24 protein-coding genes, 1 pseudogene and 1 riboswitch are annotated in these 26,535 nt (G+C 71.6%); of the genes and pseudogenes, 8 read left to right on the top strand and 17 right to left on the bottom strand.

Annotated elements, in window-relative coordinates; translation table 11 throughout:
* Nucleotides 1–171: 171 nt before the first annotated feature.
* The gene (locus ACWBNA_RS15055; RefSeq protein WP_482704838.1) at nt 172–603 is read left to right on the top strand and encodes a hypothetical protein; all 432 of its coding nucleotides are present in this window, start codon (nt 172–174) and stop codon (nt 601–603) included.
* 439 nt (nt 604–1,042) lie between these two features.
* Here ACWBNA_RS15055 and ACWBNA_RS15060 read toward each other — a convergent pair whose 3' ends face one another.
* Nucleotides 1,043–2,215: an acyl-CoA dehydrogenase family protein gene (locus ACWBNA_RS15060; protein WP_482704839.1), complete on the bottom strand. Its 1,173-nt coding sequence runs from the start codon at nt 2,213–2,215 to the stop codon at nt 1,043–1,045.
* Between the two features lie 332 nt (nt 2,216–2,547).
* Between ACWBNA_RS15060 and ACWBNA_RS15065 the strand changes: the two genes are divergently transcribed.
* The gene (locus tag ACWBNA_RS15065; RefSeq protein ID WP_482704840.1) at nt 2,548–3,822 is read left to right on the top strand and encodes a glycoside hydrolase family 18 protein; all 1,275 of its coding nucleotides are present in this window, start codon (nt 2,548–2,550) and stop codon (nt 3,820–3,822) included.
* Between the two features lie 122 nt (nt 3,823–3,944).
* Here ACWBNA_RS15065 and ACWBNA_RS15070 read toward each other — a convergent pair whose 3' ends face one another.
* The 3 genes from ACWBNA_RS15070 to ACWBNA_RS15080 form a co-directional block, all read right to left on the bottom strand.
* Nucleotides 3,945–4,607: a TetR/AcrR family transcriptional regulator gene (locus ACWBNA_RS15070; protein ID WP_482704841.1), complete on the bottom strand. Its 663-nt coding sequence runs from the start codon at nt 4,605–4,607 to the stop codon at nt 3,945–3,947.
* Between the two features lie 64 nt (nt 4,608–4,671).
* Nucleotides 4,672–4,812 (bottom strand): SCO1431 family membrane protein, encoded by a 141-nt coding sequence (locus tag ACWBNA_RS15075; RefSeq protein ID WP_482704842.1) that lies wholly within the window; start codon nt 4,810–4,812, stop codon nt 4,672–4,674.
* A 145-nt stretch (nt 4,813–4,957) separates the two neighbouring features.
* On the bottom strand, nt 4,958–6,319 hold the full coding sequence (locus tag ACWBNA_RS15080; protein WP_482704843.1) for a peptidase C39 family protein: 1,362 nt from the start codon (nt 6,317–6,319) through the stop codon (nt 4,958–4,960).
* A gap of 211 nt (nt 6,320–6,530) precedes the next feature.
* Between ACWBNA_RS15080 and ACWBNA_RS15085 the strand changes: the two genes are divergently transcribed.
* Both ACWBNA_RS15085 and ACWBNA_RS15090 read left to right on the top strand, forming a co-directional pair.
* The gene (locus ACWBNA_RS15085; protein ID WP_482704972.1) at nt 6,531–7,151 is read left to right on the top strand and encodes a uridine kinase family protein; all 621 of its coding nucleotides are present in this window, start codon (nt 6,531–6,533) and stop codon (nt 7,149–7,151) included.
* Nucleotides 7,152–7,583: 432 nt separating this feature from the next.
* Nucleotides 7,584–9,446, top strand: a complete 1,863-nt coding sequence (locus ACWBNA_RS15090) for an AAA family ATPase (RefSeq protein ID WP_482704844.1) — start codon at nt 7,584–7,586, stop codon at nt 9,444–9,446.
* A 124-nt stretch (nt 9,447–9,570) separates the two neighbouring features.
* Here the strand turns inward: ACWBNA_RS15090 and ACWBNA_RS15095 are convergent, their stop codons facing one another.
* The 9 genes from ACWBNA_RS15095 to ACWBNA_RS15135 all read right to left on the bottom strand — a co-directional run bounded on the left by ACWBNA_RS15095 (nt 9,571) and on the right by ACWBNA_RS15135 (nt 16,943).
* Entirely contained in the window at nt 9,571–10,656 is a 1,086-nt protein-coding gene (locus ACWBNA_RS15095; protein WP_482704845.1) for a hemolysin family protein, read from the bottom strand.
* Nucleotides 10,653–11,981 carry a hemolysin family protein gene (locus ACWBNA_RS15100; RefSeq protein ID WP_482704846.1) on the bottom strand — a complete coding sequence of 443 codons (1,329 nt, stop codon included), beginning with the start codon at nt 11,979–11,981 and terminating at the stop codon, nt 10,653–10,655. Before ACWBNA_RS15100 ends, ACWBNA_RS15095 begins: the two co-directional genes overlap by 4 nt.
* Before the next feature lie 234 nt (nt 11,982–12,215).
* Nucleotides 12,216–12,671 (bottom strand): PH domain-containing protein, encoded by a 456-nt coding sequence (locus tag ACWBNA_RS15105; protein ID WP_482704847.1) that lies wholly within the window; start codon nt 12,669–12,671, stop codon nt 12,216–12,218.
* Nucleotides 12,672–12,684: 13 nt separating this feature from the next.
* Entirely contained in the window at nt 12,685–13,542 is an 858-nt protein-coding gene (gene hisG, locus ACWBNA_RS15110; RefSeq protein ID WP_482704848.1) for an ATP phosphoribosyltransferase, read from the bottom strand.
* 53 nt (nt 13,543–13,595) lie between these two features.
* Nucleotides 13,596–13,868, bottom strand: coding sequence for a phosphoribosyl-ATP diphosphatase (locus ACWBNA_RS15115; RefSeq protein WP_217239573.1), 273 nt, complete (start codon nt 13,866–13,868; stop codon nt 13,596–13,598).
* A gap of 34 nt (nt 13,869–13,902) precedes the next feature.
* The gene (gene ribH / locus ACWBNA_RS15120) at nt 13,903–14,388 is read right to left on the bottom strand and encodes a 6,7-dimethyl-8-ribityllumazine synthase (RefSeq protein WP_482704849.1); all 486 of its coding nucleotides are present in this window, start codon (nt 14,386–14,388) and stop codon (nt 13,903–13,905) included.
* Nucleotides 14,389–14,416: 28 nt separating this feature from the next.
* Entirely contained in the window at nt 14,417–15,706 is a 1,290-nt protein-coding gene (locus ACWBNA_RS15125; protein WP_482704850.1) for a bifunctional 3,4-dihydroxy-2-butanone-4-phosphate synthase/GTP cyclohydrolase II, read from the bottom strand.
* Nucleotides 15,703–16,344: a nicotinamide mononucleotide transporter family protein gene (locus tag ACWBNA_RS15130; protein WP_482704851.1), complete on the bottom strand. Its 642-nt coding sequence runs from the start codon at nt 16,342–16,344 to the stop codon at nt 15,703–15,705. The genes ACWBNA_RS15125 and ACWBNA_RS15130 overlap by 4 nt, the downstream gene beginning before the upstream one ends.
* The gene (locus tag ACWBNA_RS15135) at nt 16,341–16,943 is read right to left on the bottom strand and encodes a riboflavin synthase (protein WP_482704852.1); all 603 of its coding nucleotides are present in this window, start codon (nt 16,941–16,943) and stop codon (nt 16,341–16,343) included. Before ACWBNA_RS15135 ends, ACWBNA_RS15130 begins: the two co-directional genes overlap by 4 nt.
* Before the next feature lie 144 nt (nt 16,944–17,087).
* Nucleotides 17,088–17,218, bottom strand: a riboswitch (FMN riboswitch).
* A 303-nt stretch (nt 17,219–17,521) separates the two neighbouring features.
* Between ACWBNA_RS15135 and ACWBNA_RS15140 the strand changes: the two genes are divergently transcribed.
* Both ACWBNA_RS15140 and ACWBNA_RS15145 read left to right on the top strand, forming a co-directional pair.
* Nucleotides 17,522–18,409, top strand: a complete 888-nt coding sequence (locus ACWBNA_RS15140; protein WP_482704853.1) for an RNA polymerase sigma-70 factor — start codon at nt 17,522–17,524, stop codon at nt 18,407–18,409.
* 89 nt (nt 18,410–18,498) lie between these two features.
* A complete protein-coding gene (locus ACWBNA_RS15145; RefSeq protein WP_482704854.1) occupies nt 18,499–19,236 on the top strand; it encodes an SDR family oxidoreductase in 738 nt (245 codons plus the stop codon).
* Here the strand turns inward: ACWBNA_RS15145 and ACWBNA_RS15150 are convergent.
* Both ACWBNA_RS15150 and ACWBNA_RS15155 read right to left on the bottom strand, forming a co-directional pair.
* Nucleotides 19,233–19,514, bottom strand: a pseudogene (locus ACWBNA_RS15150) (ROK family protein); the annotation flags it as partial. The gene ACWBNA_RS15145 and the pseudogene ACWBNA_RS15150 overlap by 4 nt on opposite strands.
* 461 nt (nt 19,515–19,975) lie before the next feature.
* Nucleotides 19,976–21,241 carry an ROK family transcriptional regulator gene (locus ACWBNA_RS15155; RefSeq protein WP_482704855.1) on the bottom strand — a complete coding sequence of 422 codons (1,266 nt, stop codon included), beginning with the start codon at nt 21,239–21,241 and terminating at the stop codon, nt 19,976–19,978.
* A gap of 122 nt (nt 21,242–21,363) precedes the next feature.
* Between ACWBNA_RS15155 and ACWBNA_RS15160 the strand changes: the two genes are divergently transcribed.
* Entirely contained in the window at nt 21,364–22,575 is a 1,212-nt protein-coding gene (locus ACWBNA_RS15160) for an MFS transporter (RefSeq protein WP_482704856.1), read from the top strand.
* A gap of 127 nt (nt 22,576–22,702) precedes the next feature.
* Here ACWBNA_RS15160 and ACWBNA_RS15165 read toward each other — a convergent pair whose 3' ends face one another.
* Nucleotides 22,703–23,827 carry a glycoside hydrolase family 6 protein gene (locus ACWBNA_RS15165; protein WP_482704973.1) on the bottom strand — a complete coding sequence of 375 codons (1,125 nt, stop codon included), beginning with the start codon at nt 23,825–23,827 and terminating at the stop codon, nt 22,703–22,705.
* A 182-nt stretch (nt 23,828–24,009) separates the two neighbouring features.
* Between ACWBNA_RS15165 and ACWBNA_RS15170 the strand changes: the two genes are divergently transcribed.
* Nucleotides 24,010–24,741 carry a DUF5995 family protein gene (locus ACWBNA_RS15170; protein WP_482704857.1) on the top strand — a complete coding sequence of 244 codons (732 nt, stop codon included), beginning with the start codon at nt 24,010–24,012 and terminating at the stop codon, nt 24,739–24,741.
* A 56-nt stretch (nt 24,742–24,797) separates the two neighbouring features.
* On the opposite strand, the gene ACWBNA_RS15175 is transcribed toward ACWBNA_RS15170, so the two are convergent.
* The gene (locus tag ACWBNA_RS15175) at nt 24,798–26,495 is read right to left on the bottom strand and encodes a flavin monoamine oxidase family protein (protein ID WP_482704858.1); all 1,698 of its coding nucleotides are present in this window, start codon (nt 26,493–26,495) and stop codon (nt 24,798–24,800) included.
* Nucleotides 26,496–26,535: the final 40 nt, after the last annotated feature.

Raw genomic sequence — 26,535 nt, forward strand, 5'->3', positions numbered from 1 at the left:
CCGGGGGACAAAGCGGCCGCCTCGGGCACCTGCGGATGGCATGTGACGAAGACCACACCCCCCTGACCGGCTCCGTGATGTTCTCGTGATTACCGCCGAGACGGGGCGGGAAGTGCTTGCTGTGGTCGAGGCCGCAGCGCCGCCACGGCCCAGCCCGAGGGGGAGAATCCAATGCAGAGTCTTAAGCGCCCTGGTCGTACCGCACCCAAGCGGCCGCAGCTGGTCGTCGAGCCCGAGCCGGAGGGCGTCGAACCCGACGAACTCGACGAACTCGACGCCTACGACACCTTCGAGATGTACCGGGTCGTCTGCCCGGACTGCGCGCAGCCCATCGCCCTGCTGGCGGACGAGGAAGTCCTGCCGGAGCACGCGCTGTGCGCCTCGCCGTGGAACCCCTTCGGGCTCACGGTCTGCACCGGCACCGGCCGCAAGGCGTCCGACGCCCGTCCGGCGGACGAGTCGGCCGAGCCGCAGGAGCAGGACACCGCCCTCCTGTTGACGCTCCCTCAGGGGCTCGACTGGCGGACGCAGCCCTTCTCGCACGTCGGCGGACCGGGCTCCCGTCCCATCCGGGTGCCTGTCATGCGCCGCCAGGCCGCCTGAGCGGCCTCGCTCCCACCCCGTGACCGAGCCGCGCCACGGCTCACAGCGCGCCGTGGCACGGTTCGGTGTGCCGTGACAGCGGGTGGCGGGGTGTCGTCGCGCCAGAGGGCTCGCGTTGCTCCCGAGCCAGGGACCGGCGGCGCCCCGGACGGCCGCGAACTCACGCCCGAATCCAAGAACCGGTGACCTGTCCCCGGACCTTCGCGTTGCCCTGGTATGACCCCCACCTCTACCGCGACCGGGCGTCAGCGCCGCGTGTTCGTTCCCGCGCCGGTTCCCGCATCCGCAAAATCGGTTCCGCTTGCGCCGCCGCAGCCCCAGGACCCGCCCATCTACCGCGATCTGATGCGCACGTGGGCCGACCGCGGCCGCACCCTGCCGGGGCGCCACGACCCGGAGTGGGCCCGGCTCGCGGCGCCCCAGGTGACGTCGGGTCAGTTCAGCGGGTCTCAGGACCCGCCAGGTGACGGGCGATGACCATCCGCTGGATCTGGTTGGTGCCCTCGACGATCTGCAGGACCTTGGCCTCGCGCATGTACCGCTCGGCCGGGAAGTCGGCCGTGTAGCCGTACCCGCCGAGGACCTGGACGGCGTCGGTGGCCACCCGCATCGCGGTGTCGGTGCAGTGCAGTTTGGCCATGGCGGCCTGCTTGGCGAACGGCCGGCCCGCGTCCCGCAGTCGCGCCGCCGCCAAGTAGAGCGCCCGGCCGGCCTCGATCTGGGTCGCCATGTCCGCGAGCATGAAGCGCAGCCCCTGGAAGTCGGCGATGGGCCGTCCGAACTGCCGCCGCCCGGTCGCGTAGGCCACCGCCTCGTCGAGCGCCGCCTGGGCCAGGCCGATCGCGCAGGCCGCGATGCCGAGCCGCCCGGAGTCGAGCGCGGCCAGGGCGATCGCGAAGCCCTGGCCCTCGTCGCCGATGCGCCGGTCGTCGGGGACGCGGACCCCGTCGAAGTGGACCTGCGCGGTCGGTGAGCCCTTCATGCCCATCTTCTTCTCCGGCGCCGCGCCGCTCAGGCCCGCCGCGTCGGCGGGCACCAGGAAGGCGGTGATCCCGCGCGGACCCTCCTCGCCCGTCCGGGCCATGACGGTGTAGAAGTCGGCGATGCCGCCGTGCGTGATCCACGCCTTGGTTCCGGTGATCACCCAGTCCCCGCCGTCCCGTACCGCCTTCGTACGCAGTGAGGCGGCGTCCGAGCCGGAGGCCGGTTCCGAGAGGCAGTACGCGCCCAGCAGACCTCCCCCGAGCATCGCGGGCAGGTGCTCGAGCTGCTGCTCCTTGGTGCCGTAGGCGGCGAGCGCGTACGAGGCCAGGGTGTGCACGCTGACGCCGAGGCCGACGGTCAGGCGGGCGGCGGCGAGTTCTTCGAGCACCTGGAGGTAGACCTCGTAGGGCTGGTCGCCGCCGCCGTACTCGGAGTCGTACGGCAGGCCGAGCAGTCCGGACTCGGAGAGCAGGGTGAAGACCTCGCGCGGGAAGCGTCCGGCGTCCTCCTCCTCGGCCGCCTTCGGGGCGATCTCGCGCTGCGCGATGTCGCGGACGAGCGAGATCAGGTCCCGGGCCTCGTCCGTGGGCAACTGCCGGTCCACCGGCTGCGGGGCGCGGTCGGGCATGGCGACACTCTCCTCCCTGTCGGGCACGGGCGGAGGCCCGTTGTGGGGGCTGGTCCGCCGGGTCTCACTGGTGCCGGCCGATGCTCGCACTCCCGGGTCGCGGAAGCTGCTGACCAGCGGCTGTGCGCTGTGAGTATGCCCGATCGGAGGCACTCCGTCACCAGTTAACGACCGCTTACTTCAAGAAATCGCGCCGCGTCGGGCGCGCCCCGAAATTGGTACGAACCATTGACCGAATGGTCTAGTCCTCTTACTGTTTCGCTCCAACGCTTCCCCGCGTTCATGCCAATCGGCGTGCGATCCCCTCCCTGTCCCCTGCGAGGAGACACCCGATGCCCACCCCGCTCCACCCCCGTGCCCGGTTCCGGGCCCTCCTGTCCGCCTCGTGCTGCGCCGCCCTCGGCGCCGCCCTGCTCGCCGGTGCGGGCACCGCCACCGCCACCGCCACGCCCGACGCCGCCGCCGAGGCCTTGGCGGCCGACGTGACAGGTACGGCCGGTTCGGCCGGCTCCAAGGTCGTCGGCTACTTCACCGACTGGGGCATCTACGGCCGCCAGTACTACGTCAAGAACATCGAGACCTCGGGCTCCGCCGACAAGCTCACCCACATCAACTACGCCTTCGGCAATGTCACCGACGGCAAGTGCGCCCTCGGCGACGCCTGGGCGGACACCGACAAGCCGTTCACCGCCGAGGAGTCCGTCGACGGTGTCGCCGACACCGCGGACCAGCCGCTGAGCGGCAACTTCAACCAGCTGCGCAAGCTGAAGAAGCTCCATCCCGACCTCAAGGTCATCTGGTCGTTCGGCGGCTGGAGCTGGTCGGGCGGTTTCGGTGAGGCCGCCAAGGACCCGGCGGCCTTCGCCCAGTCCTGCTACGACCTGGTCGAGAACCCGAAGTGGGCCGACGTCTTCGACGGCATCGACATCGACTGGGAGTACCCGAACGCCTGCGGCCTGACCTGCGACACCAGCGGCCGGGACGCGTTCCGGGACGTGATGGCCGCGCTGCGCGCCAAGTTCGGCAAGCGGCAGCTGGTCACCGCGGCGATCACCGCCGACGCCACCCCCGGCGGCAAGATCGACGCGGCTGACTACGCGGGCGCGGCGCGGTACGTCAACTGGTACAACCCCATGACGTACGACTACTTCGGCGCCTGGGCCGCCACCGGCCCGACGGCACCGCACTCCCCGCTGACGTCCTACCCGGGCATCCCGGAGGAGGGCTACAACACCGCCGCCACCATCGCCAAGCTCCGCGGCCTGGGCATCCCGTCCTCGAAGCTGCTGCTCGGCATCGGCTTCTACGGACGCGGCTGGACCGGCGTCACGCAGGAGAAGCCGGGCGGCACGGCCACCGGCCCGGCGGCGGGCACGTACGAGGCCGGCTTCGAGGACTACAAGGTGCTGAAGACCACGTGCCCGCCGACCGGGACAGTCGGCGGCACCGCGTACGCCAAGTGCGGCAGCGACTGGTGGAGTTACGACACCCCGAAGACGATCAAGGGGAAGATGAAGTACAAGGACGCGCAGGGTCTGGGCGGCACGTTCTTCTGGGAGCTGAGCGGGGACACCGCGGACGGTGAGCTGATCAGGTCGATCAACTAACCCGGCTCGCCGGGGACTTGGGGCGGAGGACCACGAGCCTTCGCCCCAAGTCGTCAGTTGTGAGTCGCAGGCGTCAGTTCGCTGCCATCAGCCGTCGTCGCGGCGGGCCGGTTCCGGGGCCATCAGCCGTCGTCGCGGCGGGCCGGTTCCGGGGCCGGATACGCGGGCTCCATCTCCTCGATGGCCCTCATCGATCCGCCGAGCGTCTTCACCAGCAGTTCGCGCATCGTGTCGCGGGACAGCTTGGGACGGTCGATCCAGTCGAGGGTGGCGCCCTCGACGCTGCACAGCCAGGCGAGCAGCCCCATGCGGGGCACCGGCGCGAGGTCGCTGCGGCCGTACGCCCCTTCGGCGAGGGTGGTGACGATCGCCTCACGCACCCCGTCCCGGATGGCGTGCACCTCGGCGTCGAAGCCGACACCGCCGCTGACGATGGCGCGGTAGGCGGCCTGATTGTGCTCCGCATACCGCAGATAGCTGTCGATGGTGCGGTGGACCCGGTCCACCGGCTCCAGTTCGAGACCGCTCGCCGCGAAGGTGACCAGGTCGGCGACGGAGTCCTGGATGATCGCCAGGTAGTAGCCGCGCTTGGACTGGAAGTAGTAGTAGATCAGCCCCTTGGCGACATGCGCCTGGCGGGCGATGTCGTCCATCGAGAGTGCGTCGTACGACGTGTCGGCGAACAACTTCCGCCCGATGGTGATGAGTTCGGCACGGCGTGCGACCGAGCGCTCGGTGCCGCGGGCCCGGGGACGGGCGGCGTCGCGCTGTTGACTGATATTCAAATTCGACCCTGGTCTCAGCGGGCGGCGGGACACCCGCAGTATGTCAGGTCGGGTATATGACAGGTCACAGCAGGCCGAGCTGGGTGACGAGCATCGCGATCACCACGACGAGGGTCCAGCCCACTACGTGCTCGACGACCTTCGGGCCGTCCTCGCGGGGGCCGCCGGTACGAGTGCGGGCGGCGGTGGCTGAGTGTGCGGTCATGGCTTCTCGCTGAGCTCGGACGTACGGGTGGACTCCCCCCACCGGAGTGTCCACCTTGCCACTCGGAGCGGCTTTTGCGGCAGAGAGCTTGGTCACAGGCGAACGGCCCCCGGAAGGCACTCCGGGGGCCGTTCGTACGCCGGGTTCAGCGCACGCCCACCGCCGCGAGCGCCTTGCGCTGGCGCGAGGTCGGCTGCGCCGGGAAGTACAGGTAGCAGACGCCTCCGGTGCCGGAGACGACCTTGCCGCTGGCGTTGTACCGCTTGGTACGGAGCCAGATATTTTCCCACTCGCGCCGCTTGTACACGCGCCGCACGGCCTCGTTGGTCGGCGAGGCCGGATCGTTGGCGATCACGTCGCCGGCCGCCGTGAACCCGATCACGGTCATCAGATGCCCGGAGGTGCCGTAACCCGCCCCCGTGAGCTCCTCCTTGAGGAAGGACTGGGACGTTATGGCCGGGATGCCCGCCGCGATCAGCGTCTCCAGGTCGGTGAGGGAGCCGAGCCGGGTGACCACGCCCTGGAGGCCCTTGAAGGTGGCCGCGTAGGCGGCGTTGAACGGCCAGTTGCCGCAGCCCGCGTACTGGTAGTCGTAGGTGAAGCGGGCGGCGTGGCAGACCTGCGGGTCGGCGAACGCCGGGTCGACCCAGGCCAGCTGCCCCGGGGAGAGCCGGCCGCCCCAGTACTCGATGATCATCTGCGAGGAGGTGGGGCTGCACCAGGCCTCGCCGCCGTTGTCGTACTCGGGGTACTGGCCGACGTGGCTCTCCTGCGAGTAGCGCGGCACGGTCAGTTCCTGGGCCAGACCGGGGACGGAGGCCGCGACGGTGAAGCGGTCGGGGACGTCGGAGCCCATCGCGCCCAGCCGCCAGACCGTGGGCGTGACCTTGACGCCTGGCTTGCGGTAGAGGGTGAGCCGCAGGCGGTACGACACCAGGCGCAGGCCCGTGGCCGGGTCGTCGATCGCGAAGGTGTCCGTCCAGATGCTGCTCCTGCCGTCGCTCTGGTCGTCGACCGAGGTCCGTCTGATGTCCTGGTCGCCGGCCGCCCAGCGGCCCATCACGTACCAGGGGGTGTCCGTGCCGTCGGAGTACGTGCCCTTCAGCTCGACCTGGATCCAGGTGCCGGCCGGGGTGCGCGCGTTCCAGGAGGCGATCGCCTCGGTGGAGGGGACGGCGAGGTCGTGGACGGGAGACGTCCAGGTCGCGTACTCCCAGGCGGCCGTCTTGCCGGTGTGCGGGTCGGTGTAGTCGACGGTGCCCACGGGGCTGCCGATCACGAGCCCGGGGCGGGTGCCGGCGACGGCCCGGGTGCCCTTGGCACCGCCGCCGCGCCAGTCGGCGTACGAGGTCCAGAAACGGTTGTCGACCGGGCGTGCCCGGACGGCTGTGTCGGTCACGGCACTGCTCGCGGTGTCGGCGGACGCCGGGCCCGCGCTGCCGGCCACGGCGGCGGCGACCGCGGCGGCCAGGACGGTTCTACGGGACGGCTGTTCGGCTCTGCTCATGGGCGGAATGACCCCCAGGTGTTCGAGTCGGGGCAGGTCCAATGCACGGTTGTGCGCCAACTATGGAGCAGCCCGCATGCTCCTGCCAGCACTTCGGGCCATGCCACGCCCGGCAATATTGGTCTCCTCCACTGGCATGACCTGGCCGACTTAGACTGCACGGAGAAGAGCTGCCCCCTGTCCCCGCCCCCTGCTCCCCCGAGGAACGGCCATCCGCGACCTCGCCTCCCGGCTCCGCCGGCTGCCCCCGTCCTGCGGCCCGGTCCGCCTGATCGGTGTCGACGGGCACGCCGGCTCCGGGAAGTCCACGTTCGCCGGCCGGCTGGCCCGGGAGCTGGGCGGGGCGCCGGTGCTGCGCCTCGACGACATCGCCAGCCACGAGGAGCTGTTCGGCTGGACCGGGCGCCTTCTGGCCCAGGTGATCGAACCGCTCGGTCGTGGCGAGCGCGCCGAGTACACGCCCTACGACTGGCACACCCGTCGCTTCGGCCCACCACACCCGCTGCCGCCGGCCCCGGTGGTCCTGGTCGAGGGCGTCGGTGCGGGCCGCCGGGCGCTGCGTCCGCATCTGGCCCATCTGCTGTGGATGGAGTTGCCGCGCGAGGAGGCATGGGCACGCGGGCGGTCGCGGGACGGGGAGGAACAGCGGGAGTTCTGGGCCGGGTGGGTCCGGGCGGAACAACGGCACTTCGCCGACGACCCCTCCCGGCCCTTCGCCGACCTTCTGGTACGGCAGTGTCAGGAGGGATATGAGGTGGTTCGCGGGCCTGCCGGGGCCGTTGGCGCGGACCAGGATGTCACGTACGGTGACGGACCATCCGCAATGTGCTGAACCTGTGAAGGGCCTTGCGGGAGAAGTTCCCGGAGTGCCTCAACTCGGCTTGACCGAGGGGCCGTACAGGTCTTACGTTCTGAAGTGCGGCCATTCGAAGCCGCCCGTCAGACGCGAAGCCCCCGGTTGTTCCCCCGTGATCGGGGGCTTCGTTCTGCCCTCTCTCCCCAATTCGGACGCCCCGAGGCACGATTCACTCACCCTCGGTCACCATGCGGGAGTCCGCCCCCGCGCCCCCACCTCGCCGAACGGCCTGTGCGGCACCCTACGGCGGGCGACACCACCGCAGGTACGATGCCCTCGGTGCGACCTACGGACAGCTGCTCTGCGCACCGTTGCAACTCCGGTCCGCGGCACAGCGGTTGGACCAAGCGGTCGACGGGCACCGGCCCGCCGGCCAACCAAACGGGGGCACGGTTTGTGGGGGACGTGATGGACTTCGGCACGCAGGGCCCCGAGGCCCCGGCCGAGCTCGCCTGGCTGCGAGGGGTGGACGCCTACACGATGGGCGCCTATCCGCAGGCGGAGGAGGAGTTCCGCACCGCGGTGCGGATCGATCCCGGGATGGCCGACGGCTGGCTCGGACTGCACGCGCTGCGCGTGGACACGACGACCGCGCTGCTGAGGATGTTCCGGCACCGGGACCGCTTCGGCGAACAACGCACCCGGCACCGGCGCACCCTCAACTCCTGGTACTGGCTGGGCTGGTGGGTCCAGCCCGTGCTGGAGAGCCCGCGCGACCTGCTCCTCGCCCACACCTCGCACTGGCTGGACGGCCGGCACGTCCCGGAGCTCGACCGGGCCCTCGCGGGCCTGCCGCCGGTCGACGCCGACCACCAGGTCCGCTTCCTGCACGCCTGCCGCGCCTACCTCGTCAAGGACTGGGAACAGCTCGTCCGGCACACCGACCCGCTGGTCAACGACCCCATGCTGGGCATCGAGGCGGGACTGTTCGGCGGTATGGCCCGGGTCCGCCTCGAGATGTACGGGCAGGCCGAACCGCTGCTGTCGGCGGCCCTGATGCGCTGTCGCAGCGAGCAGCCCCAGCGCAAAGAACTGCGCTACTGGCTGGCGCGGGCCCACGAGGGCACCGGCCGCAGCGCGGCCGCCCTGCCCCTGTACCGCGCGGTGCACCGCGTCGACCCGGCCTTCATGGACACCTCGGCCCGGCTCGCCGCGATCGCCGAGGGCGACGGATACGACGACTCCACCGACCTCGCCGCGATCACGCTCACCGGGGCCGGGCAGGACATGGTGGACGGCCCCGACGGGTTCGACCCGCTCTTCGGCACCGAAGGGCGGGACCTCAGGCTCCCGGAGCCCGACCTGCCGCCTGCCGGTCCGCTGCCGTCGGCCACCGACCCGACGGTGCGCGAGAAGGCCGTACCGTCGCCGTTGCTTCCCGCCGGGCCCACCGATCCCGCGTTACTCGACGAGGCGCTCGCCGAGCTCGAGCGCATGGTGGGCCTGGAACCGGTGAAACGCCAGGTCAAAGCTCTCTCCGCACAGTTGAACATGGCTCGGCTGCGCACCGGGCAGGGCCTGCCGGTCCAGCCGCCCAAGCGGCACTTCGTCTTCTCGGGTCCCTCCGGCACCGGCAAGACCACCGTGGCCCGTATCCTCGGCCGCGTCTTCTACGCCCTCGGACTCCTCGGCGGCGACCATCTCGTGGAGGCCCAGCGGGCCGACCTGGTCGGCGAGTACCTCGGCCAGACGGCCGTGAAGGCCAACGAGCTGATCGACTCCGCGCTCGGCGGTGTCCTCTTCGTCGACGAGGCCTATTCGCTGTCCAACTCCGGCTACGGCAAGGGCGACGCGTACGGCGACGAGGCGCTCCAGGTCCTGTTGAAGCGCGCCGAGGACAACCGCGACCACCTCGTGGTGATCCTGGCCGGCTATCCCGAGGGCATGGACCGTCTGCTGGCCGCCAACCCCGGGCTGTCGTCCCGCTTCACGACCCGCGTCGACTTTCCGTCCTACCGTCCGCTCGAACTCACCTCCATCGGCGAGGTGTTGGCCGCGGAGAACGGTGACGCGTGGGACGAGGAGGCACTGGACGAGCTGCGGTCCATCGCCGGGCACGTGGTCGACCAGGGGTGGATCGACGAGCTGGGGAACGGGCGGTTCCTGCGGACGCTGTACGAGAAGAGCTGCGCGTACCGGGATCTGCGGTTGTCCACCTATCCCGGGATGCTGACCCGGAACGACCTCGCGACGCTGAGGCTGCCGGATCTGATGCAGGCGTACGGAGAGGTGCTGTCGGGGCGGGGGCCGCAGGATCCGTCGGCGACGTGACGGACCGGGCGGGTGCCCGGTGCCGGCGCGGGCGGGGTGGGTCGCGCAGCCCCGTGCCGACGGGAGTGCCGCTGCGCCCACCCCGCCGCCCCGGCGGCACGACTGCCCGCAGCGGCGGCGTGCCTCAGCTCGCCAGCGCCTCCTCCGGCTCCCCGCTCACCCGGGGCTCCGCGACCCGTACCTCCGGCACCTCCCGGTGCGCCGGGTCCCGAACCTCGCCGACGAGCAGCTCCAGTACGTCCTCCAGCGCGACGAGCCCCAGCACCTTGCCGGACGCGTCCGCCACCTGGGCGAGGTGCGTCGCGGCCCTGCGCATGACCGTGAGCGCGTCGTCGAGCGGCAGTTCGGACCTGAGTGTGGTCATCGGCCGCCACACCTGCTGCGGCACCGCCCGCTGGGAGTCCTCCAGGTCGAGTACGTCCTTCACGTGCAGGTAGCCCATGAAGGCGCCGGTCTCCGCGGCCACCGGGAAGCGGGAGTAGCCGGTGTGCCCGGTGAGTTCGACGATCTGGCCCGGGGTGACCGAAGGGCTGACCGTCACCAGCGACTCGCGGGTCAGGAGCACGTCCGTGACCGGGCGCGAGCCCAGCTCCAGGGCGTCCTCCAGTCGCTCCTGCTCCTCCGGGTCGAGCAGACCGGCCTGGCCGGAGTCCTCCACCAGACGGTTGAGCTGCTCGCTGGTGAAGACGGCCTCGATCTCGTCCTTGGGTTCGACGCCGAAGAGCCGCAGGATGCCGCCGGCGCAGGCACCGAGGGCCACGGTGATCGGCCGGCAGAGGCGGGCGAAGGTGACCAGGCCGGGGCTGAGCCACAGCGCGGCCTTCTCCGGGGCCGCCATCGCGAGGTTCTTCGGGACCATCTCGCCGATGACGAGGTGGAAGAAGACGACCGCGGCGAGCGCGATGACGTAACCGAGCGGGTGGATCATGCCGTGCGGCAGGTGGACCCACTCGAAGAGGGGCTCCAGCAGGCGCGCGACCGTCGGTTCGGCGACCGCGCCCAGCGTCAGCGAGCAGACGGTGATGCCGAACTGGGCGGCCGCCATCATCTGCGGCAGCCGCTCCAGGCCGTACAGCACCTGGCGGGCCCGGGCGGTGCCGAGCGGTTCGATCTGGCTGCGGCGCACGGAGACGAGCGCGAACTCCGCGCCGACGAAGAAGCCGTTGGCGAGCACGAGCACCGCGGCGAACAGGAGTTGGAGCACGGTCATCGGACGGCCTCCAGCACGACGGGAGCCGTCCGCACCAGGCGGACCCGCTCGGCGCGGTAGTGCCCGACCTGGCGCACGGACAGGCGCCAGCCGGGCAGTTCGGTCTTGTCGCCGACGGCCGGGATGCGGCCGAGCAGGTCGGCGACCAGGCCGGCGACGGTCTCGTACGGCCCCTCGGGCACGTCCAGGCCGATGCGCCGGAGGATGTCGACGCGGCAACTGCCGTCGGCCTCCCAGGCGGGCCTGCCGTCCTCCGGCGGGGCGGCGGCGAGTTCCGGCACGTCCTGACCGTCGTGCTCGTCGCGGACCTCGCCGACGATCTCCTCGACGATGTCCTCCAGCGTGACGACGCCGGCCGTGCCGCCGTACTCGTCGACAACGACAGCTATGGGCTGTTCGTTGCGCAACTGCGCGAGCAGGGGCCGTACGGGCAGGGTCTCGGGCACGAGCAGTGCCCGACGGGCGATGCGCCCCACCGGGGTGCGCAGTCGGTCGGCCACCGGGACGGCCAGGGCGTCCTTGAGGTGCACCATGCCGACGATCTCGTCGATCTTCTCGCGGTAGACGGGGAAGCGGGACAGGCCGGTGGCGCGGGTCAGGTTGACCACGTCCTCGGCGGTGGCCGACGACTGCAGGGCGCTGACCTTCACCCGCGGGGTCATCACGTGCTGCGCGGTCAGCTCGGCCAGGGACAGTGTCCGTACGAAGAGGTCCGCGGTGTCCTGCTCCAGGGCACCGGCCCGCGCGGAGTGGCGGGCCAGGGAGACGAGTTCGCCGGGGGTGCGGGCGGAGGCCAGCTCCTCGGTGGGCTCGACGCCCATCGCGCGGACCAGGCGGTTGGCGACCGCGTTCAGGGCGGCGATCACCGGGTGGAACAGGCGGGCGAAGGCGTGCTGCGGGCCGGCGACGAAGCGCGCGACCTGCATCGGCTTGGACACCGCCCAGTTCTTGGGCACCAGTTCGCCGATCACCATCTGCACGGCCGAGGCCAGCAGCATGCCGACGACCACGGCGACACCGGAGACGGCGCCCTCGGGGACGCCGGTCGCGGTGATGGGGCCGTCCAGCAGTTCCGCGAGCGCCGGTTCGGCGAGCATGCCGACGACGAGCGAGGTGATGGTGATGCCGAGCTGGGTGCCGGAGAGCTGGAAGGACAGCTCCTTGAGGGACTCGACGACCGTACGGGCCCGTCGGTCGCCCTCGGCGGCGGCCTTCTCGGCCTCCGTCGCCTCGACCGTCACCAGGCCGAACTCGGCCGCGACGAAGAATCCGTTGGCGAGAATCAGCAGGAACGCCGCTCCGAGGAGCAGCAGGGGGGTGGTCATGATGCCGCCGCCTCCGCGTACGCGCGGTCCGTGAGGTCACGGTCCGCGGTATGTCGGCAGGGGGCGGCGCAGGTACTACAGGACGATCCGTCCATCGCCGGAGAGGGTCACTCCTCGCGTAGCAGGAACCCCTGGGCGCCGGGCGGCGCGCAGGGGCGGAGGCGCAGCGAAAAACGCCTCCGCGAACAGATTAATCAAGACATGGCCATGTGCGGCAGGGTGGACGGCCTCGAGTCAGCCCTGATCTTCCTCGGGGCGGGCCTCGGAGCGGGCCTCGGCCAGCGCCCGCAGCGTGCGCGCGTCGGCGATCGCACGCTGCTTGGCGATGCCCGGCTGGATGCCGAGCGCGGGCAGGCTGGTGCCGTCGCTGAGGTTGAGGAAGACCCAGGGGTCGCCGGGCCGGAGGTTCACCTGGATGATCTCGGCCCAGTCCAGACGGCGCTTGCTGGCGATGTTGACGACGGTGACGCCGGACTCGTCGGCCACGACCTTCGGCCGCGACAGCAGGAGCAGGACGCCGAACAGGAGCGCGCCGGTGAAGACGAAGCTGAGGCGCTCGCCGGAGCTGAGCTGCTCCAGCAGCATGGCGACCGTCGTGATGACCACGAAGATCGCGAGGCCGGCGGTCAGCAGCACGGCACGGGTACGCCCTGGCCGAAACGTGACGGGGAGAGCGGGCAGTTCGGACATCTGACCGCGCCCCTCAGAGACGGCAGGCGTGGATGGCCGTCGTCAGGATGGCCCGCGCGCCGATGTCGTACAGGTCGTCCATGATCCGCTGGGCTTCCTTGGACGGGACCATCGCACGGACGGCGACCCAGCCCTCGTTGTGCAGCGGGGAGACGGTCGGGGACTCCAGGCCCGGAGTCAGCGCGACGGCCTTCTCGAGCTGCTCGACCCGGCAGTCGTAGTCCATCATCACGTACGTCCGGGCCACCAGGACGCCCTGGAGGCGGCGCAGGAACTGCTGGACCTTCGGCTCGACCGTCTCGTCGGCCTCCGCGCCGGTACGGCGGATCACGACGGCCTCGGACTTCATGATCGGCTCGCCGATGACCTCCAGGCCCGCGTTGCGCAGCGAGGTGCCGGTCTCGACGACGTCCGCGATGACCTCGGCGACGCCCAGCTCTATGGCCGTCTCGACGGCGCCGTCGAGGTGGACGACGGAGGCCTCGATGCCGTGGTCGGCGAGGTGTTTGGCGACGATCCCCTCGTAGGAGGTGGCGACCGTCATGCCGTTCAGGTCCTTCACGCCGCTCGCCGTGCCCGGCTTGGTGGCGTAGCGGAAGGTGGAGCGGGCGAAGCCGAGGGGGAGGATCTCCTCGGCGTCGGCGCCGGAGTCGATCAGCAGGTCGCGGCCGGTGATGCCGATGTCGAGCTTGCCGGAGGAGACGTAGATCGCGATGTCGCGGGGGCGGAGGTAGAAGAACTCGACCTCGTTCTCCGGGTCGACGATCCGCAGTTCCTTGGACTCGCGGCGCTGCTGGTAGCCGGCCTCATGCAGCATCTCCGCCGCAGGTCCTGACAGGGAACCCTTGTTGGGGACGGCGATGCGCAGCATGAGGTCGGCTTCCTTCGTTCGTGCGTGGGTGGTGTGCGGGTGGGTGGTGCGGCTCAGAGATGGGCGTAGACGTCGTCCAGGGAGATGCCGCGGGCGACCATCATCACCTGGACGTGGTACAGCAGCTGCGAGATCTCCTCGGCGGCCGCCTCCTTGCCCTCGTACTCGGCGGCCATCCAGACTTCGGCGGCCTCCTCGACGACCTTCTTGCCGATGGCATGGACACCCTTGCCGACCAGCTCCGCGGTGCGGGAGGTGGCGGGGTCGCCGGTTGCGGCCTTGTGCTGGAGCTCGCTGAAGAGCTCCTCGAACGTCTTATTGGACATGGTGGCGCTCACTTTACGCGTAGTGCCGCCCGCCCTAGCGCCACGGTTCGGATACTGAGCGGAGGGTGGCCGCCGTGGCCACCGCCGCCGTCACCGCCTCGTGGCCCTTGTCCTCACGGGAGCCCTCGATGCCGGCCCGGTCCAGGGCCTGCTCCTCGGTGTCGCAGGTGAGGACGCCGAAGCCGATGGGGACACCGGTCTCGACGGAGACCTGGGTGAGGCCTTGGGTGACGCCCTGGCACACGAACTCGAAGTGGGGGGTGCCACCGCGGATGACGACGCCGAGGGCGACGATCGCGTCGTAGCCGCGGCCCGCGAGGACCTTGGCGACGACCGGGAGCTCCCAGCTGCCGGGGACCCTGAGCAGGGTCGGCTCGTCGATCCCCAGGTCGTGCAGGGCCCGCAGGGCGCCGTCCACCAGGCCGTTCATCACCTTTTCGTGCCACTGCGCCGCGATGACGGCGACCCGCAGGTCTCCGACGTTGCGTACCGACAGTTCAGGTGCACCCTTGCCGCTCACGTGTTTCGCGTCTCCTCGTGGTGTGTGCTTACTGGTTGCCGCAGGTGGACACGGGGGTCGTGTCCAGCCAGGGCAGGTCGTGCCCCATCCGGTCCCGCTTGGTGCGCAGGTACCGGAGGTTGTGTTCGCCCGCCTGTACCGGCATCGGCTCGCGGCCGGTGACCTTGAGGCCGTGGCGGACGAGCGCGTCGGTCTTGTCGGGGTTGTTCGTCATCAGGCGCAGGGTGCGGACGCCGAGGTCCTGAAGGATCTGCGCGCCGGCGCCGTAGTCCCGGGCGTCGGCGGGCAGGCCGAGCTCCAGGTTGGCGTCGAGGGTGTCGTGACCCTGCTCCTGGAGCTCGTACGCGCGCAGCTTGGACAGCAGGCCGATGCCGCGTCCCTCGTGGCCGCGCAGGTAGACCACCACTCCCCTGCCCTCGGCCTGGATGCGCTCCAGGGAGGCGTCCAGCTGAGGGCCGCAGTCGCAGCGCGCGGAGCCGAAGACGTCGCCGGTGAGGCACTCGGAGTGGACGCGGACCAGGACGTCCTCGCCGTCGCCGATCTCGCCGTGGACGAGGGCGACGTGCTCGACGCCGTCGACGGTGGAGCGGTAGCCGTACGCGGTGAAGGTGCCGTGGACGGTGGGCAGTCGGGTCTCGGCCTCGCGGCGGACGGTGGGCTCGGAGCTGCGGCGGTAGGCGATCAGGTCCTCGATGGAGATGATCGTCAGGCCGTGCTTGCGGGCGAAGGGGATCAGCTCGGGCAGGCGCAGCATGCGGCCGTCCTCGCCGGCGATCTCGACGATCGCGCCGGCCGGGCGCAGGCCCGCGAGGCGGGCGAGGTCGACGGCGGCCTCGGTGTGACCGTTGCGGACCAGGACCCCGCCGGGCTTGGCGCGGAGCGGGAAGACGTGTCCGGGGCGGACGAGGTCCGTGGGCTCGGCCGTACCGCTCGCGAGCAGCTGAAGCGTGGTGGCGCGGTCGGAGGCCGAGATGCCGGTGCTCACACCGTGAGCGGCGGAGGCGTCCACGGAGACGGTGAACGCGGTCTTCATCGACTCGGTGTTGTCGTCGACCATCTGCGGGAGCCGGAGGCGCTCCAGTTCCTCGCCCTCCATGGGGGCGCAGATCAGGCCGCGGCACTCGCTCATCATGAAGGCGACGATCTCGGGGGTCGCCTTCTCGGCGGCGACGACGAGGTCGCCCTCGTTCTCCCGGTCCTCGTCGTCCACGACCACGATCGGCCGGCCGGCCGCGATGTCCGCGATGGCCTGCTCGATCGGGTCGAGCGCGAAGTCCTCGAAACCGTCGGTGCTGTACAGGATCGGTGCCGCGCTCATGCCGGCGCTCCTTCCAGGGTGGGCTGCGGGCCCTTGCGGGAGCGCAGCCACCAGTCGCGCATGCCCCACAGGACGAGCGCGCCGTAGATGATGTAGACGAAGCCGGAGAATGCGTAGCCGTTGGCGAAGTTCAGCGGGACGCCGACCAGGTCGACCAGCAGCCAGGCGAACCAGAACTCGACCATGCCGCGGGCCTGGGCGTACATGGCGACGACGGTGCCGACGAAGATGTAGGCGTCCGGCCAGGGGTCCCAGGACAGGGTCGGGTAGGCCTTGAACAGCAGGGCGACCGCGACCGTGCCGGCGGCGGCGGCGCCGACCATCGCCGCGCGCTCGCGCCAGGTGGCGAACCGCGGGGTGATCTGCCCGTTGCCGGACTGCCCCTTGTTCCGGTTCCACTGCCACCAGCCGTACCCGGCGACGACCATGACGACGGCCTGCTTGCCGGCGCTGCCGGTCAGGTGGCCGAAGAAGGCCCCGAAGAGGATGAGGCCGGACAGGAACTGGACGGGCCAGCTCCACAGGGAGCGGCGCCAGCCGAACGCGAGACCGATCAGGCCGAGGATGTTGCCGACCATGTCCGACCACAGGATGTGCTGGTCGAAGAGGACGAACGCCTCGGAGTTCAGCCAGTTCACCGAGTCTCCCCCTGACTGCCCATCAGTCGCTCGACGTACTTGGCGATGACGTCGACCTCGAGGTTGACCGGGTCGCCGGGCTGCTTGTGGCCGAGCGTGGTCAGGGCGAGGGTGGTGGGGATGAGGCTCACCGTGAAGTAGTCGGGGCCGGCGTCGACGACGGTGAGGCTGATGCCGTCGATGGTGATGGAGCCCTTCTCGACGACGTAGCGCGTGAGGTCCGCGGGGAGGGAGACCTTCACGATCTCCCAGTGCTCGGACGGCTTGCGCTCCAGCACCTGGCCGGTTCCGTCGACGTGGCCCTGCACGATGTGGCCGCCGAGGCGGGCGCCGAGTGCCATGGGGCGTTCGAGGTTGACGCGGGAGCCGACGGCGAGGGCGCCCAGGCTGGAGCGGTTCAGGGTCTCGGCCATCACGTCGGCCGTGAACTCGTCGCCCTCGTGGTCGACGACGGTCAGACAGACGCCGTTGACGGCGATGGAGTCGCCGTGCTTCGCACCCTCGGTGACGACGGGGCCGCGCAGCCTGAAGCGGGAGGCGTCGCCGAGGTTCTCGACGGCGGTGACCTCACCCAGCTCTTCGACGATTCCGGTGAACACTTCCCGGGTCCTCCTGCCTCTTCGGGCACGGACTCCGGGGCTGTCGATGACGACAGAACGTACGGGCAGGGACACCGGGGCGACGCCGGACAGGGCTCGCCTCATGGACGAACCGGTACGGCGGCGCGCACGAATGCCCGCCCGCCGCGCACTGCCTCCCATCCGGACTTTAACCGTCGGTCCAGGAATTTCACCTGGTCAACCGGCCGCTGGAAGCGACCGGGTCGCGGACTGTAACCGCCGGTTCGGACTTTCACCGACCCCGGAGTGCGCTGCTTCTGGTACAGAGCCAGTGTGCCACGCCTGATCGACGTCCATACGGGCGAACGGTGTGGGGTGGCTCACAGGCCGTGCCGATGGACTTCCCGGCCGGGTCATGAGGCCGTCAATCCCCCCGTGAGCACCGGGTCTTGACTCCTTCACCTCGACCTCCATCCCTTGACGCAATGGTCTAGTCCTTTTTAGGGTCGCCTTGCGTGGACACCCGCACAGACGGGCCCGGCGGCGGTGACGACGGCCCTTGCCCGCCGCCGGGTCTCCCCCGCTCCGACAGGGGACCCTTCTGGCAGTCTGAACGCATGACGAGCGCGCCCGCCGACGAGTTCGAGCGTCACCGCCCCCGGCTGTTCGGCCTGGCCTACCGCATGCTGGGGTCCGCCGAGGAGGCGGAGGACACGGTCCAGGACGCGTATCTGCGTTTCAGCGGTGCCGTCCGCGCGGACATCGGACATCCCGCGGCCTGGCTGGCCAAGGTCGTCACCAACCTCTGCCTCAACCGGCTCACCTCGGCCCGGGCCCGGCGTGAGCGGTACGTCGGGGCCTGGCTGCCGGAGCCGGTCGTCACCTCCGACGGAGCGCTCGGCCCCATGGAGTCGGCCGAGCAGCGGGACGCCGTGTCGATGGCGATGCTGCTCCTGCTGGAGCGGCTGACGCCGACCGAGCGTGCCGTGTACGTGCTGCGGGAGGCCTTCGGGTACGGGCACCGGGAGATCGCGGACGTGCTCGACCTCACCGAGGCCAACTGCCGTCAGCTGTACCGGCGGGCGGTCCGGCGGGTGGACGAGCCGCGGCCCCGTTTCGAGCCGGCCCCCGAGCGGCAGCGGGAGCTGGTCGCCTCCTTCATCACGGCCGCCCGGGAGGGCGATCTGGCCGGCCTGGAGAAACTGCTCGCGGCCGACGCGAGCTGGTGGAGCGACGGCGGCGGCAAGGTCAGCGCCGCCCGGCGGCCCGTCGAAGGCCGGGAGAAGGTCGTCCGGTTCGCGATGGGCGCGTTCGAGCGGTTCGGAACGGACCTGGAGTTCACCGCGGCCGAGGTCAACGGCACGAGTGCGCTGGCCGCCTGGGCGGGGGACACGCTCCTCGCGGTGGCCGCGTTCGAGGTGCGGGACGGGGTGATCGCGCAGGTGCGGGCCGTGCTGAACCCCGACAAGCTGGTCTTCGTACGAAGTCAGCTCACGCGGCCGTAGCGACTGTCACGTCGCCGAGGGCTGTCCGGTCTCAGCTGACGAGGGGCGCTCCGTCCGGAAGCGCCCGGTGTCCGAAGGGGATGAACAGCATGACCACGATCCTGGTGACCGGCGGTACCGGAACGCTCGGCCGGCTCGTGACCGAGCGGTTGCGGGCGGACGGGCACGAGGTGAGGGTGCTCAGCCGGCACGCGGAGCCGTACGCCGTCGATCTGCGCGAGGGCGGCACCGGACTGGACGCGGCCGTCGCGGGCGTGGACACGATCGTGCACTGCGCGAGCACACCGCGCGGTGGTGACGAGCGGGCGGCGGAGCACCTGATCGGGGCGGCGCGGCGGGCGGAGGTGCGCCACCTGCTCTACATCTCGATCGTCGGGGTGGACCGGGTGCCGTTCGGCTACTACCGGACCAAGCTTGCCGTGGAACGGCGGATCGAGACGTCGGGGATCGGCTGGACCGTGCTGCGGACCACGCAGTTCCACGATCTGCTGGCGCAGCTGTTCCAGGTGCTGGCCAAGTCACCGGTGCTGCCGCTGCCGGCGGGGGTCCGGGACCAGCCGATCGAGGTGGCCGAAGTGGCGGACCGGCTGGCCGGGTTGGCGGTGGGGGCGCCCGCGGGCCGGGTCGACGACATGGGCGGGCCCGAGGTGCGGTCGTTCGAGTCACTGGCCCGTGCGTACCTGAAGGCGAAGGGCCGGAAGCGTGTGGTGGCGAACGTGCCGCTCGCGGGCAAGGCGTACCGGGAGTTCCGGGCCGGCGGTCACCTGACGCCGGAACGGGCGGTGGGCAAGGGCACGTTCGAGGACTACCTGGCTCGGCGGGACTAGCCGGCCCTGCGGGGCGCGAACAGGTCGTCCTGCGCCTGATCCCGCGCCGTGAGCAGCGCCCCGCGCAGCACCGCGCCCCCGCCCAGCGCGCTGGGCCGCACCTCCGTGGGCAGAGGGGACAACCGAGCGAGCCGTTCCTGGACACGACGCGCCAGAACCTCACCGCCCGCCCGGCCGACCTCCCCCGCCAGCACCACGCAGCCGGGATCCAGTACGGCGACGACGGCGGCGGCACCGAGGGCGACACGGTCGGCGAGGGCGTCGAGGAAGCGGTCGGCGGCGGAGGCGGGGGCCGGGTGCGGCGCGGTGCGGCCGTGCTCCGCGCGGGCGTTCCGGCTGGGATCGGCGACGGGCTCTGCGTGCGGCGCGACGTGGCCGCCTCGGGTGGGGGCGTCCTGGCCGCCACCGGAGGCAGCCGGCGGCTGGACTCGGCCACTTTCGGCGAGGTCACCAACGAGACGCCCGGGGGCGGGCTCTGCGGGCGGCGCGACACGCCCGCCCGCGGCGTGAACGTCCCGGCCGCCGGCGGAGGCGGCCCGCGGCTCGGCAAGGCCACCCTCCGCCGCGACTCCACCGGGCGCGCGGTCCGCCGTGACGCCCCGTTCTTTCAGCGTGCTGTCCGCCGGCGTCGGCCCGTCCGCCACCGCCCCGTCCATCGCGGCCGCCGCGCTCGTAACCGTCTCCACCGCCGCGCGGACCAGTGCCGCCGCCCGGGGCTCGTGTGCGACGGACGGGGCCGTCACGCCGTAGGTCGNAGGTCACGAACGAAACGGCCGGCGACGGGCTCTGCGTGCGGCGCGACGTGGCCGCCTCGGGTGGGGGCGTCCTGGCCGCCACCGGAGGCAGCCTGCGGCTGGACCCGGCCACTCTCGGCGAGGTCACCAACGAAACGCCGGGGGGCGGTCTCTGCGGGCGGCGCGACACGCCCGCCCGCGGCGTGAACGTCCCGGCCGCCGGCGGAGGCGGCCCGCGGCTCGGCAAGGCCACCCTCCGCCGCGACTCCACCGGGCGCGCGGTCCGCCGTGACGCCCCGTTCTTTCAGCGTGCTGTCCGCCGGCGTCGGCCCGTCCGCCACCGCCCCGTCCATCGCGGCCGCCGCGCTCGTAACCGTCTCCACCGCCGCGCGGACCAGTGCCGCCGCCCGGGGCTCGTGTGCGACGGACGGGGCCGTCACGCCGTAGGTCGTCGCGAGGTCGGCCACCGCGCCGGCGCCCGCGAGGGAGTGGAAGCCTCCGTCGCAGCCGGTCGCCGATGGCAGGCCGGTCGTGCCCGGCACCGGGAGGAAGCCGATCTCGCCCGCGCCGCCGGAGGCTCCCCGGCGCAGGGTGCCGTCGAGGACGACCGCGGCGCCGATGCCCATGCCGAGCCAGAGCAGCACGAAGGTGTCCCGGTCGCGGGCGGCGCCGTCGCGCTGTTCGGCGAGGGCGGCGAGGTTGGTCTCGTTCTCGACGCTGACCGTGGCCCGGGGGAAGCGCTCCTGCAGCGCGGCGACCAGCCGGCGGTGCCATTCGGGCAGGCCCGAGGAGTCGTGGAGGTCGCCGCTCGCCGGGTCGATCAGGCCGGGCGCGCCGATGCCGAGAGTGTGCAGCCGGTCGGCGCCGGCCTCCTTCGCCACCCGCTCGACGAGGGTGACCGCCTGTTCCACCGCGGATCCGGTCCCCGTGTCGTCGCCGATCGGTACGGACGCCTCGGCGAGCACCCGGCCGAGGAGGTCTGAGACGAGGACCGCGACTCCCTCGGTACGGACGTCGAGGGCCGCCAGATGGGCGCGGTCGGCGACGATGCCGTACAGCTTGGCGTTCGGCCCGCGACGCTGCTCGCCCGACTCCCCGACCACCGTGATCAGACCGGAGTCCGTGAGGCGTTCGACGAGGTCGGCGACGGTCGGCCGGGACAGACCGGTGAGCTTCTTCAGCTGCCCTGCCGTCAACGGGCCCTCCTGCTGGAGCAGACGCAGGGCGAGTCGGTCGTTGATGGCCCGGGCGGTGCTCGGGGATGCGGGCATGCCGGGATCCTTCCAGATCGGCGGGCCGTACAGGGGGCCGGTTGGCCGCTATCTATCAGGCAGGGTTCCTGATAGTTTACGCGGTCGGCGAGCGGGGACCGAAACCCTGGAGGGGCCGGAGAATGAGTGAAGTGATCTACGAGCAGGTCGAGGTGAGGCGGGCCCGGTACGCCGTGGCCGCCGTGTTCGCGGTGCACGGGGCCGTGACCGGTTCGTTCGCGACCCGGGTGCCGTGGATCCAGGACCACGCGTCGGTGAGTGCGGGGCAACTGGGCCTCGCCCTGGCCTTCCCCGCGCTCGGCGCGTCCATGGCGATGCCGCTCGCGGGCAGGATCAGCCACCGCTTCGGCGCCCGGAACGCCCTGCGCGGCCTGATCGCCCTGTGGAGCATGTCCCTCGTCCTGCCGTCCCTCGCCCTGAACCTCCTCACCCTGTGCCTCGCCCTGTTCGTCTACGGCGCGACCGCGGGCATGGCGGACGTGGCGATGAACGCGCTGGGTGTCGAGGTCGAGAACCGCCTGGGCCGGTCGATCATGTCCGGCCTGCACGGCCTGTGGAGCGCGGGTGCCCTGATCGGGTCGGCGGCCGGCACCCTCGCCGCCCATCTCGGCGCGGACGCCCGGCTGCACCACGTGCTGGCGGCCGGGGTCCTGACCGTGCTCGGCGTCGCCTCGTGCGCCTGGGTGCTGGACCTCCAGCCCGCCGAGGACGAGGCGCCGCCGCCCCGGTTCGCGCTGCCGCCCCGGTCGGCGCTGCTCATCGGCGCGGTCGGGTTCTGCGCGGTGTTCGCGGAGGGCGCGAGCCTGGACTGGTCGGCGGTGTACCTGCGCGACCAGCTGGAGGCCTCGGCGGGGCTGGCGGCCGCGTGCACCACGGGCTTCACGCTCACCATGGCGCTCGCCCGGCTCGTGGGCGACAAGGTGGTGGACCGGTACGGCTCCGTGCGCACGGTGCGCGTGGGCGGAGTCCTCGCCGCCGCCGGTGGGCTGCTCATCGTCGTCGCGAACCATCCCGCCGTGGCGATGGGCGGGTTCGCCCTGATGGGTCTCGGCATCGCCGTCGTCGTACCGCTGTGCTTCGCCGCGGCGGGGCGCAGCGGGCCGAACCCCAGCCTGGCCATCGCCGGGGTCGCGACCATCACCTACACCTCGGGTCTGGTCGCGCCGAGCGCGATCGGCGGTATCGCCCAGGCGACCAGCCTGACGGTGTCGTTCGGTCTGGTGACGGTGCTGGCGTGCGGGCTCGTGCTCTTCGCGGGCGTGCTGCGCGCGGGCGACCGCGGCCGGCCGAAGGTCAGCCGGCGGGCCGCGGCGGTTCCCGGCCCGCGGCCCTGAAACCGTCGCTCCGGCGCGCGGGATCCCCGTCTCCAGCCGCACCGGCACCCGGGGGCCGCGCGCGGACGTCGTGACATCGTCCGCCGAGCGCCTCGTCGCTCCCCCTGCCCTTCCAGGCAGGCCCTCCTCAGCGCGCCAGGTCGTACGCGTACGACGGCGTGAAGGTCCCCGGCGCCCCCTTGCAGCCGTCCGACTCCCCCGGCAGTTTCACCCACAGGTAGCCGTCGATCCGCGCCTCCCCGGTGTTCAGGGTGGGCGCCCGGCCGATCTTGCGGCCTGCCGGGTCGCACCACTCGCCGTCGGCCGGGGCGCCGTTTCCGTTGCGGCTGGTGTCGATGACGGCGCCGAGGCCGGCCGGGCCGTCCATGGCGTCGAGGATCTGCCGGTCGTAGGCGATCTCGTCGGCCGTGCGGTGGAAGTTGGAGACGTTGCTGAAGATGCCGTCCGAGGAGGCCGCCGAGGCGGCACCGGCCTGCCGCAGCCGGCCGGCCTGTTTCGCGGCGTCGTTCCAGCCGGAGTGGCCGGCGTCGTAGTAGACCCGTGCCTTGGGGTTGGCGGCCTTGAGGACGCGGCCCGCGCGCGCCAGCGAGGCGAAGCGGCGGTCGCTCTCGCCGGCCGAGAGGCACTCCGCCTGGGCGATCGAGTCCGGCTCCAGGATCACGATGACCTCGCCGGAGCCGAGCCCGGCGGCGAAGGCGTCGATCCAGTCGTCGTACGCGTCGAGGTCGGGGGCACCGCCCTGCGAGGCGCCGCCGCAGTCGCGGCCGGGGATGGCGTACGGCACGACGACGGGCACCTGGCCCCGCGCGCTGCCGCCGGAGGTGACCGCGCGGACCCGGGAGGTGATGGTCGACGGCGTGAAGTCGGCGAACCAGACCGCCGCGGGCTGGTCGGCTATGCGGGACGCTATGACCGCCTGGCGTGGGTCGCCGCTGTGGTCGCGGACCCAGTCGAGCACCTGGGACTCGGGGTGGCGGTAGAGCCGGGTGGAGGTGGCGGGAGACTGCCGCTTCGCCTCGGTCTCCGTCTTCGTGCGGGACGGCGTGGGACTGGCCTTCTTCTTGGGGGACGGCGAGGCGGAGCCGCTCGCGCCGGGCGAGGCGGACGGCGTCGGGACGGCGGGCTGCGGCGCGAGATATGGCGAGCTGGTCACCTCGGGCCTCGCCTGGTCGGAGTCGGGCCGGTCGTCGACGGCGGACAGCATTCCGGTCGCGGTGCCTATCGCCACCACCACGGAGGCCGCCGCGACCATGGCGCCACGCCGCGCGGTCCGCCTGCGCTCGGCCCGGCGCGCGGCCAGGCGCTGCGCACGTAGGCCTGACACTGTGCAGCTCCCCCCTGTCGGGCTCCCCTGCGGCAGGCGCGTTCCCCCGTTCTGGGGAAGCGTCGGGCCTGCCGGTACCCGGGCCAGCCTAAAGCTGCGACTCTGCCCACATGGTGCAATGCGAACAAGTCACCACCCCCGTTGAGCGACTCGCTCCTCCCGCCGACCGCGTCGTCACTCCCGTGGACGGCGTCATCTCCCGTATGCGCGCGCTCGACACGACCCTGCCGGCGCACGACGGCCTCGCGGTGTTCAACCGCGTCTACCTCGCCGTCACCGAGGCGGTCGACCGGCGCATCGACAGCGGGCAGTTGGGGGACGCACGGGCCGCGATCACGCTGGACGTGCGGTTCGCGGAGCGCTACCTCGACGCCGTCGAGGCGGTGGCCGAGGAGCGGCGTCCACCGGCCTGCTGGCGGCCCCTGTTCCAGTTCCGACGGCATCCCGGCGTACGTCCGTTGCAGTTCGCCCTGGCGGGCATCAATGCGCACATCGGGCACGACCTGGCGCTCGCCGTCGTGGACACCTGTCGTACGCTCGGCTGCGAACCCGCCGACGTGGAGGACGAGTTCGACCGCGTGGGCGATCTCCTCGTCTCGCTGGAGGAGCGCATCCGCGAAGAGCTGATGCCGGGCCCCGACCTTTTCCAGATCGCCGACCCGCTCACTCATCTGCTCGGCGCATGGAGCCTGGAGCGCGCCCGTGAGGCGACGTGGACCGCGGCTCGGGCCCTGTGGGTGCTGCGCCGGCTGCCCGACGTCGCCGAGGAGTTCACCGAACGCCTGGACGCGGCGGTGGGTTTGGCGGGACGCATGCTGCTCACGCCGATGCCCGACCGGTGATCTGGGCCTGTCGTCTGGATCATCCCGGCGTCGCGGGCTGGTCCAGACGAGAGGCCCTAGTCCTCCGGGAGCTCCACGGGGGCGATCTCGTCGTACACGTCCCCCGGTCCGGGGTTCGTGGCGTCGGTCGTCCCGCCGAAGTGGTGCATGACGCCCCACACCGCGTTCAGCGCGGTCTGGACGGCGCCCTCGGCCCAGCCGGCCGTCCAGGAGATGTCGTCTCCGGCGAGGAAGATGCCCCGCTTGTCCTCGGGCAGCCGGTCCTGCATGAAGTGGGTGAACAGGCGCCGCTGGTAGCGGTAGTGGCCGGGCAGGTTGGCCTTGAACGCACCCATGAAGTAGGGCTCGTTCTCCCAGGAGACCGTCACCGGGTTGCCGATGACGTGCTTCCTGATGTCGACCTTCGGGTAGATCTCGCCGAGCGACTTCAGCATGACCTCCATCCGCTCGCCCGCGGACAGAGGCAGCCACTTCAGGCTGTCGTCGCACCAGGTGTACGACAGACAGATCACGGCCGGCCGGTCCGGACCGTCGTCCAGCAGGTAGGTCCCGCGCGTCATGCGGTCGGTGAGGGTCATCGACATGACGTCCCGGCCGGTCTGCTCGTCCTTGTCCAGCCAGAACGGCCGGTCGACGGGGACGAACAGCTTGCTCGACTCCATGTAGTGGGTCCGCTCGATCGCCGTCCAGTGGTCGATCGGGAAGAGCGAGTCGTCGCAGGCGATCTTCGACAGCAGCATCCAGGACTGGGCGGTGAAGATCGCCGCCTGGAAGGTGCGGATGTCGCCGCTCGCGTCCGTCACGGTGATCCGGTTGCCCGCGGTGCGGTGCAGCCGGGTCACGGCCGGGCGGGGCTCGCCGCCCTCGTGGAGGCTCGCGAGCGAGGTGCCGTACGGCCAGTGGACGATCTTCTCCGGCTCGCGCTCCCACAGGCGCAGCGGCAGCTGCTGGGAGCCGCCGACGATGCCGCGGTGGTGGTCGTCGGCCTCGGTGTAGACGACGCGGAGGATTTCGAGGATGGAGTTGGGGAAGTCCGTGTCCCAGCCTCCCGTTCCGAAGCCGACCTGGCCGAAGATCTCGCGGTGGCGGAAGGACTTGAAGGCCTCGGAGTCGCAGAGGAAGCCGTAGAAGGTCTGGTTGTCGAGCTTCTCGACGAGCTTGGCCCAGATCTCGCGGATGCGCGGCACGTCCCGTTCGCGCATGGCCTGGTTCATGTCGGAGAAGTCGGCGCCCTCTTCGAGGCACTTGTTCCAGGCGGCGGCGACGTCCCGGTAGACCTGGGGCAGGTCGTCGACCGTCTCGGCGTAGTGCGACTCGCCCTTGAGGTCGACGACGGTCGAAGGCGTGGTCTCCGCGAGGGGGTTGGGGAAGGGCCGGGTCGTAAGGCCCACCAGGTCGATGTAGTGCTGCAGCGCCGTGGAGGAGGGCGGGAAGCGCATCGCGCCCATCTCGGCGGTGAGGGAGGGGTCGCAGCCGTCGAAGCCGACGGTCCGCAGCCGGCCGCCGATCCGGTCGGCCTCGTAGACGACGGGCTTGAGGCCCATCTTCATCAGCTCGTACGCGGCCACGATGCCGGACAGGCCGCCGCCGATGACCGCGACCTCGGTGCCGTGCTCGGTCGCGGGTATCTGGCCGAGCCCCGCCGGGTGGGCGAGGAAGTCGTCGTAGGCGTACGGGAAGTCCGGGCCGAACATGGTGATCGGCGGCTGCTGTTCGTCTGCGTGCTCGACGGCGTTGGGCACGGTGGACGTCATGGGGTACGGACTCCTTGCACGGAAAAGGGCGTTGCAGAAA

It is taken from the genome of Streptomyces sp. Q2 (assembly GCF_056820935.1).